Source organism: Clostridium yunnanense (genome assembly GCF_016595795.1).
GTDB lineage: Bacteria > Bacillota > Clostridia > Clostridiales > Clostridiaceae > Clostridium_AR > Clostridium_AR yunnanense.
Genome location: NZ_JAENHN010000007.1, coordinates 1 through 19,646, shown reverse-complemented (window position 1 = coordinate 19,646; position 19,646 = coordinate 1). Strand labels below are relative to the sequence as shown.

At 29.9% G+C, this 19,646-nt stretch carries 22 protein-coding genes and 1 pseudogene; 22 read left to right on the top strand and 1 reads right to left on the bottom strand.

The genetic code is table 11. The features are described from left to right. Positions 1 to 107 precede the first annotated feature (107 nt). The 10 genes from JHL18_RS02430 (at position 108) to JHL18_RS02390 (ending at position 2,982) form a co-directional block, all read left to right on the top strand. Positions 108 to 359, top strand: coding sequence for a hypothetical protein (locus JHL18_RS02430; protein ID WP_200266050.1), 252 nt, complete (start codon positions 108 to 110; stop codon positions 357 to 359). Positions 360 to 527: 168 nt separating this feature from the next. Then, positions 528 to 770: a hypothetical protein gene (locus JHL18_RS02425; RefSeq protein WP_243277765.1), complete on the top strand. Its 243-nt coding sequence runs from the start codon at positions 528 to 530 to the stop codon at positions 768 to 770. Positions 771 to 798: 28 nt separating this feature from the next. Beyond that, positions 799 to 990 carry a hypothetical protein gene (locus JHL18_RS02420; protein ID WP_200266049.1) on the top strand — a complete coding sequence of 64 codons (192 nt, stop codon included), beginning with the start codon at positions 799 to 801 and terminating at the stop codon, positions 988 to 990. A 385-nt stretch (positions 991 to 1,375) separates the two neighbouring features. Further along, entirely contained in the window at positions 1,376 to 1,591 is a 216-nt protein-coding gene (locus JHL18_RS02415) for a hypothetical protein (RefSeq protein WP_200266048.1), read from the top strand. After that, positions 1,542 to 1,937 (top strand): DUF4268 domain-containing protein, encoded by a 396-nt coding sequence (locus JHL18_RS02410; RefSeq protein WP_200266047.1) that lies wholly within the window; start codon positions 1,542 to 1,544, stop codon positions 1,935 to 1,937. Before JHL18_RS02415 ends, JHL18_RS02410 begins: the two co-directional genes overlap by 50 nt. Before the next feature lie 34 nt (positions 1,938 to 1,971). Continuing rightward, positions 1,972 to 2,208 (top strand): hypothetical protein, encoded by a 237-nt coding sequence (locus tag JHL18_RS02405; protein ID WP_200266046.1) that lies wholly within the window; start codon positions 1,972 to 1,974, stop codon positions 2,206 to 2,208. Next, entirely contained in the window at positions 2,174 to 2,356 is a 183-nt protein-coding gene (locus tag JHL18_RS02400; RefSeq protein ID WP_200266045.1) for a hypothetical protein, read from the top strand. The genes JHL18_RS02405 and JHL18_RS02400 overlap by 35 nt, the downstream gene beginning before the upstream one ends. A 17-nt stretch (positions 2,357 to 2,373) precedes the next feature. Further along, on the top strand, positions 2,374 to 2,511 hold the full coding sequence (locus JHL18_RS02395; RefSeq protein ID WP_200266044.1) for a hypothetical protein: 138 nt from the start codon (positions 2,374 to 2,376) through the stop codon (positions 2,509 to 2,511). Between the two features lie 14 nt (positions 2,512 to 2,525). Then, complete coding sequence (locus tag JHL18_RS25710; RefSeq protein ID WP_207752949.1) at positions 2,526 to 2,666, top strand: hypothetical protein; 141 nt, start codon at positions 2,526 to 2,528, stop codon at positions 2,664 to 2,666. Further along, a complete protein-coding gene (locus JHL18_RS02390; protein ID WP_200266043.1) occupies positions 2,659 to 2,982 on the top strand; it encodes a hypothetical protein in 324 nt (107 codons plus the stop codon). The genes JHL18_RS25710 and JHL18_RS02390 overlap by 8 nt, the downstream gene beginning before the upstream one ends. Before the next feature lie 144 nt (positions 2,983 to 3,126). On the opposite strand, the pseudogene JHL18_RS02385 reads toward JHL18_RS02390, so the two are convergent. After that, positions 3,127 to 3,353: pseudogene (locus JHL18_RS02385) on the bottom strand (helix-turn-helix domain-containing protein); the annotation flags it as partial. Between the two features lie 254 nt (positions 3,354 to 3,607). On the opposite strand from JHL18_RS02385, the gene JHL18_RS02380 reads away from it, so the two are divergent. The 12 genes from JHL18_RS02380 to JHL18_RS02325 all read left to right on the top strand — a co-directional run bounded on the left by JHL18_RS02380 (position 3,608) and on the right by JHL18_RS02325 (position 19,369). After that, entirely contained in the window at positions 3,608 to 3,943 is a 336-nt protein-coding gene (locus JHL18_RS02380) for a hypothetical protein (RefSeq protein ID WP_200266042.1), read from the top strand. A 465-nt stretch (positions 3,944 to 4,408) separates the two neighbouring features. Continuing rightward, positions 4,409 to 5,476 carry an HRDC domain-containing protein gene (locus tag JHL18_RS02375; RefSeq protein ID WP_200266041.1) on the top strand — a complete coding sequence of 356 codons (1,068 nt, stop codon included), beginning with the start codon at positions 4,409 to 4,411 and terminating at the stop codon, positions 5,474 to 5,476. Between the two features lie 15 nt (positions 5,477 to 5,491). Further along, the gene (lexA, locus tag JHL18_RS02370) at positions 5,492 to 7,927 is read left to right on the top strand and encodes a transcriptional repressor LexA (RefSeq protein WP_200266040.1); all 2,436 of its coding nucleotides are present in this window, start codon (positions 5,492 to 5,494) and stop codon (positions 7,925 to 7,927) included. Positions 7,928 to 8,143: 216 nt separating this feature from the next. Further along, complete coding sequence (locus JHL18_RS02365) at positions 8,144 to 9,004, top strand: DUF4351 domain-containing protein (RefSeq protein WP_200266039.1); 861 nt, start codon at positions 8,144 to 8,146, stop codon at positions 9,002 to 9,004. A gap of 236 nt (positions 9,005 to 9,240) precedes the next feature. Beyond that, entirely contained in the window at positions 9,241 to 11,955 is a 2,715-nt protein-coding gene (locus JHL18_RS02360; protein ID WP_200266038.1) for an AAA domain-containing protein, read from the top strand. Positions 11,956 to 12,360: 405 nt separating this feature from the next. Then, a complete protein-coding gene (locus JHL18_RS02350; protein WP_200266036.1) occupies positions 12,361 to 13,197 on the top strand; it encodes a DUF4351 domain-containing protein in 837 nt (278 codons plus the stop codon). 402 nt (positions 13,198 to 13,599) lie between these two features. After that, a complete protein-coding gene (locus JHL18_RS02345) occupies positions 13,600 to 15,108 on the top strand; it encodes a GH39 family glycosyl hydrolase (protein ID WP_200266035.1) in 1,509 nt (502 codons plus the stop codon). Positions 15,109 to 15,250: 142 nt separating this feature from the next. Beyond that, positions 15,251 to 15,382 (top strand): C-terminal helicase domain-containing protein, encoded by a 132-nt coding sequence (locus JHL18_RS25765; RefSeq protein WP_243277764.1) that lies wholly within the window; start codon positions 15,251 to 15,253, stop codon positions 15,380 to 15,382. A 186-nt stretch (positions 15,383 to 15,568) separates the two neighbouring features. Next, complete coding sequence (locus JHL18_RS02340) at positions 15,569 to 15,721, top strand: hypothetical protein (RefSeq protein ID WP_200266034.1); 153 nt, start codon at positions 15,569 to 15,571, stop codon at positions 15,719 to 15,721. Positions 15,722 to 16,029: 308 nt separating this feature from the next. After that, positions 16,030 to 16,749: a geobacillin-26 family protein gene (locus JHL18_RS02335; protein ID WP_200266033.1), complete on the top strand. Its 720-nt coding sequence runs from the start codon at positions 16,030 to 16,032 to the stop codon at positions 16,747 to 16,749. A gap of 954 nt (positions 16,750 to 17,703) precedes the next feature. Beyond that, a complete protein-coding gene (locus tag JHL18_RS02330) occupies positions 17,704 to 18,321 on the top strand; it encodes a lactate utilization protein (protein WP_200266032.1) in 618 nt (205 codons plus the stop codon). 175 nt (positions 18,322 to 18,496) lie between these two features. Next, positions 18,497 to 19,369 (top strand): SDR family oxidoreductase, encoded by an 873-nt coding sequence (locus JHL18_RS02325; RefSeq protein WP_200266031.1) that lies wholly within the window; start codon positions 18,497 to 18,499, stop codon positions 19,367 to 19,369. The last annotated feature ends 277 nt before the right edge of the window (positions 19,370 to 19,646 follow it).

Sequence of the window (19,646 nt, the reverse complement as noted above, 5' to 3'; positions counted from 1 at the left end):
ATTCAAATAAGAGTAGGCAGTTTTTATATTTTCAAAGTATAAATAAATGGAGGAGCAATTAATGACTATAAAATCAGGATTGAAAAAAATTAAATGAAGATTATTGTATGGGGAAGGATGGGTACACTTTTAAGATATTAAACAATAAAGCTAAAAATGAAGAAGATGAAATTATTGATGTTATTTCTATGCAAGTATTTGCAGATAATAATGAATTACTTTATACATATAGCACAGCTCAAATACTTGGCACACTGAGGAAAATATCAAAAGTCTTATATCTGTTTTTAATCAACAGCTTAAAGAAGATACAGACTATGTTTTTCGTTATAGTGTGGCTTATTGGGCACGTGAAGTAAATAATGAAAATACTCTTTTATGCATATAATTTTAATATTTACACCTTCAGTTGAAGGTGTTTTTTATTTATAAAAGTAAAGAAGGGAGTGTAGCTATATAGATATCAGTAGTGAAATATGGAAGGTACAGAAATTTTATGGTCTGAATATTTGGATTATTACTAGCTAATGTCCAAGAAACAAGCTATGGGAGATAAATTATTCGATAAAGAAAGAATAATGACCGTAGAGCTCGATATTAAAAAAGGACATATACTGTTCAATTTTTCCAATATAGTCTATAATAATCAAGTAAAGCTCTATAGCAAGGGTGCAAAACATGATGATGCACCAGATAGTCTTTATGGTGCTGTACAATTAGTACAGGGAGCAAAGAAAGTAAGATTTTTTGATAGGAACTTATTATTTTAAGTAGCAAATAAAGGATAGGTGATTATTTATGAAGGCAAGCGATGAATTTATGAAAGAATTAGAAATTCTTTATGAAAGATATGAGAAAGAAGTAAATGAGGCTTTAAGAGATGGATATCTTAAAGAAAATACTGCTAAAACTTATTTGTTACACTCAGATAATTTCATAAAATGGTGTAAAGATAATTTTGAACCTGGAGCAAAAAATAAAAAAGACTAATTGCAATAACAAATTGAAATAATTTCTATTTATAATCTAAACACTTGTATTTACTTATGTTTCATAAATTTGATATAGGTGTGCTTTAAATCAGTAAGCAAAGCTTGATGATACTATAAGGAAAAATAGAGCGGAACAGATAGCAGATATTATAAAGAAGCAGGAATTAGTAAAGGGATTTGATGAGGAGTTATTTAGAGAAGTGATTGAGAGGATAACGGTACTTTCCATAGTGGAGGTGGAGTTTCAGTTTAAATATGGGTTGAGGGTTAAGGAAATATTATGAGGAAAATAAAGGAATTGCATGAATTTTGTTGTATAATAGTGGGTAGATATCCTTATTAATTAGGGTAATCTATCTTTATTTTATTTTTGGGGTGAGAGCATGGGAAAAGTTAAATTAGGTGAGATTATTGTAGTTAATCCAAGGGAAGTATGGAATAACGAAGAAAGAGACTTTACGCCTTGGTTAGCAGAAAATATAGATTTAGTATCTAATACAATCGGTATTCCAATAGCAGTGGAACAGATAGAAAAGCGAGTAGGAAATTATGAACTTGACATATGCTTGGGCAGAGGGAAGAAGAGCTACAAAAGATAGTTGGATTTCATCTTCAATTGGTAAATCAGGTATTAGTGTTAATGTATCAATGGCACAAGGTGCTAGAATAAGAGTAGAAATTTATTTAGGCCATCCTGAACAAGAAAAAAATACCGAATGGTATAAATTGTTGATTGGTAATAAAGGTGATATTGATTCTGTATTTATAAATGAACAAGTAAGTTGGGAACCCTTAGACGATGCTAAAAGCTCAAGGGTAGCGGTATACTGTCCATATCAAAAAGAGTTAGTAGAAACTGACACTGAAGCTCGAAATAAATTATTTACTTGGATAAGTAATAACATGAAAATAATGAGAGAAGTAGCTAAAAAGTATTTTAAGTAGGTGTATATCTATTGGTGTTTTTGGGGGAGATGTTATGTCAATAAATTATAAAGTATGTCCCAAATGTGGATCAAAACGAAATTTAAAAATAATATATGGTGAACCAACTATAGATTTGTTTGAAGAATCTGAAAAAGGAAATGTAAGACTTGGTGGCTGTTGTGTTCCTATTCCAACACCAGAGTATTATTGTTGTGAATGTGAGTATGAATGGAATAAAGAAGAAATTATTGATAATGAAAGTTTTAAATTGGAAAAGAGAATATATTGAACCTGAAATATGTGATGGTACTCAGTGGTTTGTTGAAATTGAAACAAATAGCAACACTATAAGAATAAATAGCAGCAATAAATATCCTTCTCAGTGGAATAAGTTTTGTAGTACTATTTCAGAGCTTATAGAAAAGCCTTTCGAATAATAATAGAGGTATTATAAGTGAAATTCTATTGTGAGTTGAATGAAAAATTTATTGTTGCTGAAGAACGGTTTGATAATGAGAAGTATTCCATTATTACATCTTCCAATTTAACACCTTCAGGGTTTAAAAGAAATCTTGAATATGGAGTTTTATAAATGATACTAGCTTAGTGAATAAAACTGTTATAGACTTCAAAGCTATTTGTGATAATGAAAAAACAGGGAGAATAGATGCTAAATATGAGCAAATTATATATAAATTAATTCAAATAATTATTATTAAAAATGAAATGGGGATTGAGTATGGATAATGATAAATTTAAGCGAATAGTAGCATCTGTTGGACTATCAAGCTTTGTTGATTATTATGAGGAGTATAAAGAAGTGTATTTAAAAGGTGATAAATTGATAGCGGAAGAAAAACACACATTTGCTAAACGCCTTTTAAATGAAAATGAAGAAGCAGATTCACTACAAGCACAAATAACAAGAATTAATAGTGCTATTAAAATATTTGAGGAAGGTTTGAATATTGATGTATTAAATAAAGCAATAAAATCAAAGAATCATAAAGTAACTGAAAAAATAAAGCAGAAAGCTAAAAGATTAAAGGAGATGGAAAGGTAAGCTACTGAGCCTGTGAAGTAAACACAGGTTTTTTATTTTTAGAGAAATAATTTGCATACAACAGAAAAATTAATATTAGACTAATTGCAATAACAAATTGAACTAATTTCTATTTATGATCTAAACACTTGCATTTACTTAGAGTTTATAAATTTGATCCAGGTATATTTCAATGCTCTTTCCTTGCTTAATTTGAGTGGTAGTTCCACGACGAAGTTCATTTAAAATAGTGTTGATAGGGCGACCTAGCTCTTTGGCTATATCCTATAAGCTGAAAAGTCATCTTCTAAACGAAGCTCGATAAACATACGCTCTTTGAAATTCAAATATTTATTTTTACGTGATTCTGTGTTATTATTTTTATAGTCCATAGTGATTATCCTTCGTGTATGTTTTGGTTTGGCGATTAAAGCATAACACAGAATGATCCACTATGGATTTTTTTATTAGTTAAATTTCATTTTACAACAGGTCTTCAAAAAGAAAAAAAGCAGAAGCTAACTTCTTTGTGCAGAAACTATCTTTTGGCTCATCTCTTTAGTTTTGAATAAATGCTCCAAGCAATGAATAATTATTTTGTTTTATTGTAGTATAATATAGATATCAAAAATAGGAGGTGTAAAAGATGAAGTTTAGTATTGTGTATATTGTTATGAATGAAGGTGAAGTTGTATATGCATCAGAGGATAAAAAATTGGCAGAAGCATATGCTGACAATCAAGGTTACGAAGCTAGGGAAAGAGTATTAGACGAATGGGGGAATGATGATCCATCAGATGAAGATATAGGAGAAGCTGATTTCCAAGCAGGATTTGATGGAGATTATTATGAAGTTGAAAGAGTTGATATTTCAAACTTAACAGATGATGATATAGTAGAAATTTCAGATGGTACTGAAATTGATGTATCAGATATATTAGAAAGGTTGAGACTAAGCGAAAAGGATATTTTTACACTATAAATTTAAAGTTATATAGGTAGCAAATTTTCAAAAATATAAAAATGGATTTAAAACGATACCAAAAAATCCAATGAAGGATAGCAGAGGATTGTTTATGCAAATGGTTTATGCTTATAAATTTTAAGAAAGTATTTTAGAAAAAATGAAGATGAAATATAATCAGTTGAACTTTGGATAGCAGAAAAGAAGGAAGTAATTCATAAAGTAGCTGTGTATTTTCCAATCACTCAGCATCAAATTTATCCCTTTGATATTTTAAAACAGATGAATGTAGTTTATTAATTTATGGATTTTAAGGATAAGGAAAATTCAGTCCTAAAGCTAAACAAAATAAATAAGTTCGATAGAGGTGAACACTGGCGAAAAAGCCAGTGTTTTTTATATGCCACACCTCACATACACTAATTGTAAAATTATATATAAATATGTTATAATTTAATAAAATTTCTAAATTTGGAGGGCATCATGGGGATTCTTGATTCACTTAAAAAGGGGTTATTTGGTGAAACATCGGAAGATAAACTTATGAAGACTATAAATTCACCAATATTTCTTAAAGATTTTGATATAGAAAGTAGTGAAATTAAAGAGCTTAAGAGGCTTTTAGATAATACAAGTAACGAAAATACCAGAAAGAAGCTTGAAAATGAGCTTAATCTTCAAAAGTATGTTCATGATGGTTTAAGCAAGGTTTATTATGAGCTTAAGAATTCATCTGTGCCTTTTTATGGACTATATGATTTAAAGCTTAAGGTAAAGGATCAAGGAACTAATATAGATTTTTTATGCTTAACCAACAGATTTTTATGTGTAATTAAAGTTAAGAGCATGCAAGGTAATATTGAGATAGATAAACAAGGAAGCTTTTCAAGGTGGATGAAAAAAGGGGACAAGTGGCATAAGGAAGGTATTTATAGTCCTTTAGAGCAAAATAGAAAGTCTGAAACCTTTATAAAAAGTGTTCTGAAAGATGAGTTTAACATAGCTAATATGCCTATATACTCAATGGTTGTATTTACTAATCCTAAGGCTACCTTGAATTTTAAAGAGTGTAGTGAGGACATATTAGATAAGGTATTTAAGTTTGATCTAATGAATACAAAGCTTAAGGAAATCATTGAGAAGACAACTTATCAGGGAATAGATGAGAAGTTAACTTTAGTTATAGCTGAAAGATTTAAACAGCTCCATATTCCCCAAGAAACTGATTATGCTTCAAAGTTTAATATAACTGAATCAGAAAAAGTAGAAGAAGCTAAAAGTGAAGCAGCAGCAAGTTTAAAAACAGTGGAAGCTAAAGAAACTTCAAATAAGGTTGATATAGAGTATATCTCAAATGCATTAAAGACTTATAGAACTACAATTGCAACTAGCAGTAAGATTCCTCCATATTATGTGTTTAATAATGAGGAATTAGATAGAATATTAAAAGCAATGCCGAGAACTAAGGAAGAGCTTTTAAAGGTTAAGGGTTTTGGTCCAGTGAAGGTGGACAAGTACGGTGAAGATATATTAAAGATAATTAATGATTAGTGAGGAGTATTAATTATGCAGCTTAATGTTGAACAAAAGAAGCTTGTGCAAAGTAAGCCAGCAGGACATTCTTTGATAAGAGGTGTAGCTGGTTCTGGAAAGACTACAGTGGCAGTTAATAGAATACCTTTTTTGATGGAGCATTATTGTATAGATGACAGTGATAAGGTACTTATGGTTACTTACAATAAGAGTCTTATAAGCTATATAAAATATGTATATGAAAAGGTTCAAAAGGATAGGGAAGAAGAGCAGCTATCTCTTTTTCAGTCAGATAATAAAAAGGTTGATATAAAGAATATCGACTCTTTGATGTATGCTTATTTTAAGGAGTATTGTAAATCAAATAAGTTAAACTTAGAGGTTGAAGGCAAGAGAAACAACCTAGTTAATCATATTATAAAAGCCATGGCAGAAGTGAAAAAAGAAGCTGTGGAGGTTAAGTTTTTAGAGCCTAATTATCTTCCTTTTATAATGGAGGAGATTGGATGGATTAAGGCTTGCAAGTATTTACATATAGAAGAATATCAAGAAGCGGATAGACTTGGAAGAATGTCTGCTCAAAAGGCAGATGGTCCTCAGAAGCTTCAGAAGAATTCTAAATCAAGAGCTGCTATCTTTAAGGTTATGGAAGCCTACAACAAATCTTTAAGAGCAGAAAATAAAGTTGATTTTCATGACATGTCTCTTTTTGCTTTGGAGCAATCTAAGAAATCCTTTTATAAAAAATATGCCCATATAATCGTAGATGAAAGTCAGGATCTTACTAGAGTTCAGTTAGAATTTTTGAACAATATAATTAATAACAAAGAATATTCCTCAATAACCTTTGTGGCAGATACAGCACAGAGTATATATCCTCAGTCATGGCTGGTAAAGGGAAGAAGCTTTGCATCTGTTGGATTTGATGTTAAAGGAAGAAGTAATTCTTTATCAAAGAACTATAGAACCACAACACAAATAGCTGAAGCGGCTTATTCATTACTAGAAAAGGATACTCAGATAATTGAAGATGAAAACTTTGTTAAACCTTCACTGCTTGATAAACAGGGGTATTACCCAGTGTTTAGAGTTTTTGAAGATAAAAAACAGGAAGAAAACTATGTTGTAAAGCTTTTAGCAGAGCTTAAGGATAAATATAATTACGGTGATATTGCCGTCGTAGCAAGGACAAATGAGCAGGTAAGTGAGTTTAAGAATTTCCTAGAAGATAAGAAAATACCTACTAAGCTTATGGCTAAATCCGATGGTTATGAATTTGGTGATGACAAAATAAAGCTATTAACCATGCATTCTATTAAGGGGTTAGAGTTTAAGGTTGTCATTATAATAGGACTTAATTCTAAGTATATGCCTCTAAGAAGTGTAACAATAGATGACGAAGATCTTCTTGAATCCAGAGAAAGAAAGCTTATGTATGTTGGTATGACCAGAGCCACAGAAAGACTATACTTAACCTGTGATGGAATACCTTCTAAGTTCATATTAGATATAGACCCAAGATTTTTGAAGTATTCAGATAACACCTTAATGAGAAGCTTTTATCATATAAGACAGGAAAACTATAACTTTAAGGAAAGAGTTAAAGATGTATATTCATATGAAGAAAAGATAAGACAATGGGTTATAAACGAGCTAAAGGAAAGCTACAAATATCCTCTGAACTTAATAAATATAGAACATCAAGTGAATTTATTTTCTAAGGTAGGTTTTGTTGATGTAGCTGTTAATGTATATAAAAACAATGTTAAGACTCAATACATATTTGTTGAAGTAAAAAGAAAAGGTTTTGGACTTGTAAACTGCCTCGAGCAGCTTAAAAGTTATATAAGTGCATCACCAACCTGTCAGTATGGTATAGCTACTGATGGAGTTGATATAATTATCATCAATAGAAATCTTGAGATAGTAGATGACATAGAAGTTTTTCAAACCTCAATGCTTCCATCATCCTTGGAGGAGTATACTTATGTAGATTTAAAGAGTAATCAAGCTTCAAAGTTTACAAGAGACTGTAATAGTATCAAAGAAATCATAATTGATAACTCTTATATATTCCCTGAAAATGAGATAAAAAGAATGAATGTTTTCAGCTCTATAGCAGCAGGCAATCCAATACTTATTAATTCCTCTGTTGAAGAAGAATTCTACCTTCCACAAAAGTGGGTTGGAAGTTCTAATAATACCTATATGGTTAAGGTAAAGGGTGACAGTATGATAAATGCTAATATATGCAATGGAGATATAGTAGTTATAAGGCAACAAAACACCGCGAATAATTATGAGATTGCTGCAGTGGATTTAGATGGAAATACTACATTGAAAAGGTTTGTTAAGATGGGAGATACCATACTTTTAATGCCGGAAAATCCTAGTTATGAACCTATACAGGTTAGTGAGGGGCAGATGAGTATATTGGGAGTGGCTGTGGGAGTGTTGAAGAAGCTTTAGCTGGTAACTACTATTAGCCATTTCTTGGAATGCTATTAGTAAGTTTTGCTTAAAAAATAGGATAAACTTTGAATAAAGTTGATTACTAATGATATATATAATATAAAATTAGTTATAAATAAAGTAATGAATAGCAGTATACGAACTTTTGTTCGTATATTTTTCTTTCTACTGGAAATAATATCATATATAAAGCAGTGGAAAGGAAGGCATAGTATGGATTATAATAAAATAGAAGATGCAGTCTTCAAGAAGGCTATGGAATTCTTTAAAGACAATGCAGTAGAATTCTTTGGCATTGATACAAAAATAGTTGCACCTGCGGAAACAGAAATAAAAAATGTTGATATTAAAACCAATTATACAGACTATTTGTTTTATACAGTGGATGGTAATTATCTTCATTTTGAGTTTCAGACTACAGACAAAAAGGAAGATATAAAGCGGTTTTTGTATTATGATGCTTCATTATTTTATAAAGATAGGCGCAAAATAAGGACAGTGGTTATATATTCAGCAGACATTGAAGATGCTGAAATACATATTGATGCAGGAAGCGTTAATTATAAAATTGAAGCTTTTTACATGAAAAATTTGAATGGTGATGAAAAGCTTGAAATGTTAAAAAATAAAATTAGAAATAACGAAAAGCTAACGAGTGAAGATATATTAACACTGAGTTTTATTCCATTAATGAGTAGTAAGCTTAGTAAAAGTGAAAGAACTCTAGAAGGAATAGAACTAGCAAACTCAATTGAAGATAGTGAAGTTAAACTGAAATGCTTAACTTTGCTGTATGCGTTGTTTGATAAATTTGGAGATAAAATATCTAAAAAGAGATTTAAGGAGGTATTTAGTGTGACAGAAATAGGAAAGATGATAAGAGATGATGGAAAAAGTGAAGGAAAAGCTGAAGGAAAAACTGAAATTCTCATAAAGTTATTAAATAAGAAGTTTAAGAAACTTTCTCAAGAGTATGAGGAAAGGATAAAGAATCTACCTTCAGAAAATATAGAGTTAATAGCGAATGATATATTTGATTTAGAAAAAGTAGAGGATTTAGAAAAGTATTTTTAATAACATAGATTTGATTTTTATAAGAGTATAAGATTAAGCAATTTTCAAATCTTATACTTTTATTATGCCAGGTCAATATACATATAATACAGTTGGTTAAATATGTTAGCATTAAAAGCAGTTAAAGAAGTAATCTTTAGCTGCTTTTTTATATGTGAAATAACAAAAACAACACTATATTTCATAATATGGTAAAATGTTATCATATTCCAAATTAAAAGAGGAGACTCAAAAAGTTGAACATAGAAAGAAATCTAATCTTCATAAAAAGTGAAGACAAAACAGAAAAGATTACATATTGCAAATATAATAACGGTAAGTATGATGTTACTTTCAGTGGAAACTCAAGAGCATATAGCTATAATTATAACAATGTAAGATGGCTTTCAAAGCCTGAGGAGCTAAATCCAGAGCGTATATTGATATATGAAAATAAACAGTGCATAACTGGAATTATAAAGATATTTAAGTTCGAAGATTATTTTAGATTAATCTTTAAGAGTGGCTTCAATAAGCTATATCATAAATCTCAGATAGTTATAGAAGAAAACTGCTTAAACGATAACTTATCAAATGATTGTTTTAAATATTTAAAGATGCTGGCGAGTTATATAAATGTTTCCTTAGATGAAGATAGAACCTTTTTAAGTAAGCAGTATGAAAAGCTTACTAATATTAGCCCAAGTAGTGTTCTTGCTAATTATTTAAATCCTAAGAAGATAAATAAAATAGAAAAACATCAGCAAGTTATATTTCCTTTTGGATTTAATATCAGTCAAAAGTCTGCAACTGAAAATGCTCTTAGCAGTCAGATAAGTGTAATAGAGGGGCCTCCAGGAACAGGTAAGACTCAGACTATACTAAACATTATTGCTAATGCTATTATAAATGATAAAACTGTTGCTGTTGTTTCTAATAATAATTCTGCCACAGCTAATGTTTTAGAAAAGCTTGAAAAGTATGATGTTGATTTTATTGCAGCTTATTTAGGAAAAAGTGAAAATAGGAAGAAGTTTTTTGAAAGTCACCAGAGTGATTATCCAGAGTTTAGTCAGTGGAAAGTAGAAGCTGAAGAATATGAAGAAATTCAAAGAGAGCTGTTAGCTTCTCAAAAGACTTTGGAAGAAATGCTAGAGAAACAAAATACTGTTGCTAGACTTAAGCAAGAACTTTCGAGTCTAAACACAGAGATAGAATATTTTAATAGCTATAGTAACACTAATAAAAGCACAATAAAGTCTTATAAAACCTTCTTTAATAATAACTCTAATTTAGTTATGTCTTTAATGGTGGATTACCATCTTAGATTAGATAATAATCAAGCCTTTGATATTAAATATAAGTTTAGGAATCTATTTAAATATGGAATATTCAGCTTCAAGTTTTATAAGAACAGCCAAGAGGATATAGTTGAGCATCTCAGAAAGCTTTATTATGAGCTTAGGTTTAAAGAAATAACAAAAGAGATTAGCACCATAGAAGCTCTGCTTAATAGCTATAGTTTTAAAGAACAAATGAAGGCTTATAGTGAAAAGTCTATGAGATTATTAAAAGCTAAATTAGCTAAAAAATATGGTGAAAAGCACAGTAGAGTTAACTTTTCTGAAGAAGCACTATGGAAAAACTTTGAATCCTTTATATATGAATATCCAGTGATATTAAGCACCACTCATTCCTTAAGAAACTCTGCAGCTAAGAATTATTTATTTGATTATGTGATTATAGATGAAGCTTCTCAGGTTGATGTAGTAACTGGAGCACTGGCTTTTTCCTCTGCAAAAAATGCAGTTATTGTTGGGGACTTAAAGCAGCTACCTAATATCGTATCATCTGAAATTGAGGTTATAACTAATAATATTTTCAATCACTATCATTTAAATGAAGCTTATAATTACTCAAAGCATAGCCTACTTTCTTCTATTGTAAGTCTATATGATGATGTTCCAAAAACCTTACTTAAGGAACACTATAGATGTCATCCTAAGATAATAGATTTTTGTAATAAGAAGTTTTATGATGATGAATTAATAATATTGACAAATGGAGAAGAAAACGACGCTCCTTTAGCTGTTTACAAAACTGTTAAAGGTAATCATGCAAGGGGTAACTACAACCAAAGACAGATAGATGTAATACTAGAGGAAATACTTCCAAATCTAAAATCAAAGAAATCCATAGGTATAATATCACCCTACAGAGATCAAATTGCAGCATTACAAAAAGTAATAGAAGATGAAAATGTTGAAATAGATACTGTACATAAATACCAAGGTAGAGAAAAGAAGACTATTATACTAAGTACCGTAGCCAATGAATCCAATGATTTTATTGAAGATCCTAATCTTATAAATGTAGCTGTTTCCCGTGCTGAGGATAAACTGATCCTTATAGTATCTGATAGTGATATAGTAAATGGAAATAACAATATCAGCGATTTAATAAGATACATAGATTACAATAACTTTGAGATTATTAATAGCAATATATATTCTGTTTTTGACCTGCTTTATAGCAGCTATTCTGAGAAATTACTTGAAATGTTAAATAGAAATAAAAAGGTTTCAGAACACACCTCTGAAAATCTAATGAATGCAGTAATAGAAAAGGTCTTATCAGATGATAAGTTTAAGTCCTTAGATAAAGTTATGCATCAGCCACTTAAAATGCTTATTCGTGATACCTCAAAGCTAAATGAAGCAGAGTATAAATTTGCAATGAATATATTAACCCACACGGATTTCTTAATCTATAGAAAGATAGACAAAATGCCAGTGCTTGTGGTTGAAGTAGATGGATATCAGTATCATGCAAATAATCCGAGGCAACTTGAAAGAGATAGGATGAAGGATGAAATATTAGATAAGTACAATATTCCTATATTGAGGTTAAAAACAAATGAAAGTGGGGAAGAGAAGAGGATTTATGATAAGCTTTTGGAGGTATTGAATTAGAAAAATTATATCATCATAAAGTTTGTTAAAAGGACAGATATGATTATGGACTATTCTTTAGATATAGATTTTCTTAAATACTATTTAGGTAAAAATTATTTAAGGAATGGAAAGAGGTATATATTTGATCCAATAAGGAAAATGCTTGTTATGGAAACACCTGAGGAAATAGTAAGACAAAAATGAAGTTCTTATACCTCAAGCGATTATTGAATGTAAAGCACCTAATGTTCCTATAGTTTAAGAAATAGGATAAACTTTGAATGAAGTTTATTGCTAATGATATATAATATAAAATTAGTTATAGATAAATTAATGAATAGGAATATAAGAACTTTTGTTCGCATACTTTTCTTTCTACTGGAAATAATATCATATATAAAGCAGTGGAAAGGAAGGCATAGTATGGATTATAATAAAATAGAAGATGCAGTCTTTAAAAAGGCTATGGAGTTTTTTAAAGATAATGCAGTACAGTTCTTTGGTATTGATACAAAGATAGTTGCTCCAGCAGAAACAGAAATAAAAAATGTCGATATCAAAACCAATTATACAGACTATTTGTTTTACACAGCGGATGGTAATTATCTTCATTTTGAGTTTCAGACTACAGACAAAAAGGAAGACATTAAGCGGTTTTTATATTACGATGCTTCATTATTTTATAAAGATAAGCGCAAGATAAGGACAGTGGTTATATATTCAGCAGACATTGAAGATGCTGAAATACATATTGATGCAGGAAGTATTAATTATAACATTGAAGCTTTTTACATGAAAAATTTAGATGGTGATAAAAAGCTTGAAATGTTAAAAAATAAAATTAGAAATAATGAAAAGCTAACAAGTGAAGATATATTAACACTGAGTTTTATTCCATTAATGAGTAGTAATATTAGTAAAAGTGAAAGAACTCTAGAAGGAATAGAACTAGCAAACTCAATTCAAGATAGTGAAGTTAAACTGAAATGCTTAACTTTGCTGTATGCGTTGTTTGATAAATTTGGAGATAAAATATCTAAAAAGAGATTTAAGGAGGTATTTAGTGTGACAGAAATAGGAAAGATGATAAGAGATGAAGGAAAAGCTGAAATTCTCATAAAGTTATTAAATAAAAAGTTTAAGAAACTTTCTGAAGAATATGAGGAAAAGATAAAGAATCTACCTTCAGAAAATATAGAGTTAATAGCGAATGATATATTTGATTTAGAAAAAGTAGAGGATTTAGAAAAGTATTTTTAATAACATAGATTTGATTTTTATAAATGTATAATATTTAGTGATTTTTTGATTTTATATTTCTATTAAACCAAGACCAATATATATGTAATACAGTTAATCTAAAGTATAAATGCAATTAATCAAATATATTAGTATATAAGGTAGTTAAAGAATTTCTATTTAACTACCTTTTTACATGTCGTAGATAATATGTATTGCGTAGAATAATATGGTAAAATATTATCATATTCTAAAATAAAAGAAAAATAAATTGGCATTTGTAAGCGTTTAATGTTCTTATGGAATAAAAAGTGCTACGAAATGTAGATGAAATTAAGTCTATAACAAAATAATTTTATTAAACTAATTTGGGTGAAATCGTTATGGTAGATTAGTGAGGATTAATGAGGAGGAGAGGTAACTGTGAGAAATATTAACTTGAATTATAATAAAGTAAAGGGTAAGCACAACAAGTATTTTTCTTTATGCGTAGGAGCAGGACGAGCAGGAGAAGTGCTTAGAAAAGATTTTCAAGATCAGCTTGATATTGTAAAGGAAGCGTGTAAGTTTAAGTATTTGAGATTTCATGGGATTTTCCATGATGAAATGGGTGTATATAAAGAGAATTCTGATGGGTCTGCAAATTACAACTGGCAGTATGTGGATGTTGTGTATGACAGTCTTATTGATAAAGGGATTAAGCCTTTTGTAGAGTTAAGTTTCATGCCGAAGGCTTTGGCAAGTGGTGAGGAAACTGTTTTTTGGTGGAATGCTAATATTACTCCTCCGAAGGATTATGATAAGTGGTACTCACTGGTTAGTAACTTTGTAATACATCTTGAAGAGAGATATGGAAGAGAGGAAGTCCTTACTTGGTATTTTGAGGTATGGAATGAGCCTAATCACCCTGGTTTTTTCTCACCAACAAAGCAGTTTAATGATCTAGAAAATATTGATGGATACTTCAAGCTATATGCGGTTACTGTAAAGGCTGTAAAAGATGTCTGCAAAGGGTATCGGGTTGGAGGACCAGCTACGGCGGGTAATGGGTGGATAAAAGAGATGATTAATTACTGTGCTGAGAAAGAGGTTCCAATAGATTTTGTGTCTACTCATACATATGGTATAGAGACTATTTCGGAAAATGGTGAAGACTTACTATATTTGGGTAGAAACAAGGATTTTATTATAGACGATGTTAAGAGAATATGTGAACAAGTAAGAACCTCTTCTAAACCAAATCTTGAAATACATTATTCAGAATGGAATACATCTTGGTATAACAAAGATTATATACATGAATCTTATATACAGGCACCATGTATACTATATAATCTAAAAAACTTGGAGGGAACTGTTGACTCCATGTGCTACTGGACCTTTACAGATATATTTGAAGAATCTGGACCACCTGATACTCCATTTAGTGGTAGCTTTGGGCTTATAAATCTACAAGGGATCAAGAAGCCAGCATTTTATTCGTATAAATTTCTCGCTGAACTTGGAGATGTTGAACTTGAGAATAATGATGCTGACAGCTGGGCTTGTATGGATGATACAGGAATACAGCTGCTCTTATGGGATTACACTAAACCAGAACAGGATTCTTGCGATGAGATCTATTTTGCTAAAGATTTGCCTTCAAATAAAGGTGAGTGTGTGCATATTGGTATTGATGGGATACCAGAAGGAAAATACAAAGTCCAAGTTTTTAGGGTAGGATATTCCTGCAATGACGCTTATACAGAATACATTAATATGGGTTCACCTAAATACTTAAATAAGTGTCAAGTAGAAGAATTAAAGCTGAAAGCTTCTGGACAACCAGTTTTTGAAGAAGAATGTTATATAGAAAAAAATAAAAGCTTTGAAAAAGAGTTGCAAATGAAGGAAAATGATGTTTATTTTATTAAGTTGATAAGATATAGATAAACCAGTTCCAAATAGAATCTATATTTGATAATCCTATTACATTAATAGTTAATAGAAGTATCTCTTAGTTTTATTAGATAGAACTGGATTATCTATAGTAGGAATAAAAATCAACTGTGAATTTTGCAAGGATAACTAATAAATGAAGCCTATAATTACTCAAAGAATAGCTTACTTTCTTCTATGTAAAAGTCTATATGAAGATGTTCCTAAAACACTACTTAAAGAACACTATAGATGTCATCCTAAGATAATAGATTTTTGTAATAAGTAGTTTTACGATGATGAATTAATAATATTAACAAATGGAGAAGAAAACTACGCTCCTTTAGCTGTTTCCCGTGCTGAGGAAAAAATGATCCTTATAGTATCTGATAGTGTTATAGTAAATTGAAGTAAAAATATTAGCGAGTTAATAAGATACATAGATTACAATAACTTTGAGATTATTGATAGCAATATGTATTTTGTCTTTGACCTGTTTTATAGCAGCTACTCAGATAAATTGCTTGAAGTATTAAATAGAAATAAAAAGGTTTCAGAACATACCTCTGAAAATCTTATGAATGCAGTAATAGAAAAGTCTTATCAGATGATAAGTTTAAGTCTTTAGATAAAGTTATGCATCAGCCACTTAAAATGCTATTTCGTGATACCTCAAAATTTAATGAAGTAGAGTATAAAAAATATGTATAAAGAAATCAGATTCTACTTGATTTTATTAACAAGAATACATGATGCGTGTTTAAACTTTATTGCAATAACATTGCACATGTCATTGAAATTGATGAATCGATGTAAATATATAGAACAAATTGGAAATTAGTTAAAGAAATATGTTGCAAGTTATGAATTTAATGTTAAAATATAACTATATTCAATTCAAATATATAACAATTTGTTCGAAGGGATGGGGAATTAATGAAAAATTCAATTGCAAGAGTATTTTTATGTATATTGGCAGTTATGATATTTGTTAATGTTAATGTACAAGCTTCAACACTTAATGTTCAGACATTGAATGTTGATGGCGAGAAAGTTACGGTTTCTGTTCTATCTGATACAAAAGATTCTAAAGTTGTTCAATCTGAGGATAGCAAGGCTATTACATTAACGACTTATGATAAGAAAAACAACACTATCAATGTTAAACAAACTGATAAGTTAACAAAAAAAGTTACTTTGACTGATAAAAAAGTTGATGAAAACAAAATTAAAAGTTCTGCTAATAAACTTAACCAACTAAAAAGTAACTCTATTTCAGCAGCTTCAACTTATTTAGTAAATTCTGAATTTAGTATTTTATGGGATGATGCTTATTTATATTATTCTGATAAACGTTGGGCTATATGGAACTCAAGTAATAGCTATTATTCAACATATGAGACATCCTCTAACAGTAGTGACTTATTAGGTTTTAAAAATTCAGTAGATAGTCAAGTTGGGTATGAACTTGCAGCAATCGCGTCAGTTGGTACTGCGGCATGTGCAACAGTTGTAGGAGTATTAACAGCTCCAACAGGGGTAGGAGCAATTGTAGGCGTTCTTGTAGCTATAGGAGCGGCAATTTCGGCAGGTGTTACACTATGGAATGCATATAAACAAAGAGATAACGCTGATTTTTATTGGTCAAGAGTGTAATGGATTTAAGGGACATTATCAGGAGGTTTATACATTTATTTCCTATATTTTTATTTGTTGGTGGCTCTATTGCTTTATTTATAGCCTATAGATTTAAAAAAATATATAAAAATACGTATATTCTAGTATTTGTATTACTTCTAATCATAACATGTGTTTTATCATATTTGATTTATATTAAGAAGTAAATGAAAACAATTAATGTTTTTTTATAGTAGAATAGTTTTTAAACTGAGCTTAGACGATTACTAAATTTATAAAAATGTGGTTGTGCCTCTTGAATATACAAAATAGGTAGAAAAGCAGATAAACAAAAGATTTTGAAATGCTTAAAATCATAGGAATTGAATATAAAATAAATAACTCACAAAAACAAAAAAAGACTAAATTTTGATTAATCTTTATTTCAAAATCTAGTCTTTTTCTTATTGGAAGAGAAATAATTTTAAAGTAAATGATAAATAAAATATTGTGATGTTTGAATTAGGCCACTGGGAGGTGATTAGCAAAGTAGTCTATTAATATTTGCAACTAAACTATCTATAAATTCTTATAAGCCTCAGACGTACAAAGTTAATTGAATGAATTAAAAAGTACCTCCATGAGTGTTTTTTACAGTTTACACATATGATGCCAGTATATAAATAATTGTGGATACAAGTTTAAAAAGTTGACGGTTTGTTTAATTAATTGTTGTCATAGAGAAATTTATAGAATTCTTAAGTGAGATCCAATTTACTTAGGTAGACAGTAACATGAAATAGGAAGAAGGAATAAAGCAATGATCTAACACTTTTGTTCAGTTAGTAATAGTACAAGCTAATATGGAAGTGGCTAAGGAAACGGAAAAAGACATTATACAATACACTTAATAAAATGTTATAATTTTCATATAAAAACTAGTAAACAACCATTGTATTTTATAATCAATTATAAGGTGGATTGAGGATATATATGAATAGTGAAACCATTAATAAATTGAAAGAAAACTTTAAACTTAGAAATATAGAAGTTCAGTATTTTGAAACCTTAGAGGATGTTAAATCATATATATTAAATACTGTACCTATTGAAGGTACTGTTGGAATAGGACATTCAGCTACCCTTGGCAAGATGGATATTACAGATTCTCTATTAAAAAGGGGTAATATTGTATACGACAAAGAGCTTGGGAAGGATAAAGAACAGTGTAAGTCGTTAAAGAAAAAGGCACTTCTTTCTGATTACTATATCACTGGTTCCAATGCAATATCTCTTGATGGGAGAATCGTTAATGTAGACCATAGTGGAAATAGAGTAGCTGCAATTAACTATGGACCAGACCATGTAATCATTGTAGTAGGAAAAAATAAGGTTGTAGCTACCTTAGATGAGGCTATAAAAAGAGTAAAGAATGTAGCTTGCCCACAGAATGCAAAAAGAGCAGGTTTCAACCCTCCCTGTGTAACCTTAAATAGATGTGTTGATTGCCTGTCAAAAGAAAGAGTGTGTAATAGCCTATCAATAATAGAAGGGCAAAATGATAAAAATAGAATGAAACTATATATAGTTAATGAAGAGTGCGGTTTTTAAAGAGTTGATGTGGCGAAACTTAATTTATATTTGCTCGAAAATCACTCGCTATGAATTTAGCATGTATAAATTAGCAGCTCAGCTAGGAATTCTATAACATATTAGAAAGTAATAGATTAAGATAGTAACAAATAGACAAATCATTTGGAATAACAAGATAAAGTGAGGATTATAAATGGATACAATACTAATTACTGGAGCAGAGGGTTTTTTTGCGTCCAGATTTATTCAATATTATAAAGATAAATATAACATAATTGCTCTAAATCATAAGGATTTAGATATTTGTGACCAAGAAAAAACTATAGAAAAAATTATTAATATTAAACCTAAATACCTTATTCACTCTGCAGCAATATCTGATACAGGCAAATGCGAAAGTAATCCTGAATTATCTTATGCTGTAAATGTTAAGGGTACAGTTAATATTGCTAAGGGCTGCGCTAAAGCTGGCACAAAGTTAATATATTTAAGTTCTGACCAAGTTTATAATGGCAATGTTGAAGCAGGCCCATATAAGGAAGACTGCACAGTATTACCAAACACAGTTTATGGTAGACATAAGCTTGAAGCTGAAAATGCTATATGTGGCACTCTAGAGGACCCAGTTATATTAAGACTTACCTGGTTGTTTAGTTTACCAGAAAGAAAGGTTAAGATAAATTCTAATATAATTTGGAACTTAGTAAAAGCTGCACTAAAGAATGAACAAATAACCCTTCCTGCCAATGAATATAGAGGGATAACCTATGTTTATGATCTAATAAGTAATTTTGGTAAGATTATTAATCTGCCAAAGGGAATATACAATGCTGGAAGTGAAAGTAATCTAAGCACATACGAAGTTGGTAAAGTGATCTTAGAAAATATGGGGCTAGAATATAGGATAGAGGAACTTTTAATAAAGGATACAGAAAGATATAAGGAAAATAATAGGGACCTTAGAATATGTAATAATAAGCTTAAAGATCAGGATATATGCTTTGCAAATACTGAAGAAGCAGTTAAAAGATGCATTAATGATTTTTCACTGCATATGAAAGGATAAATCTTTTTGCTAGCTAAATCTAGTAATCAATACGGGTTAGAAAAGCTGTTTAAGGCAAGAAGTAAAAAAATAAATCATATTTGTCTGCCGGATTTTCCTAATATACATTGGGAAAGGCATAGGTATAAAAAAGTTGTTGAAGTGACCATCTCAATGTCATTAAGTTAAGAAAAGACTTGCATCACAAATACGTGGTGTGGGTCTTTTTTTAATTTTCAGATTATCACTTGACAATATGCCAAGAATATGCGGCCGCTTTCGCTACCAATCCTTTTAA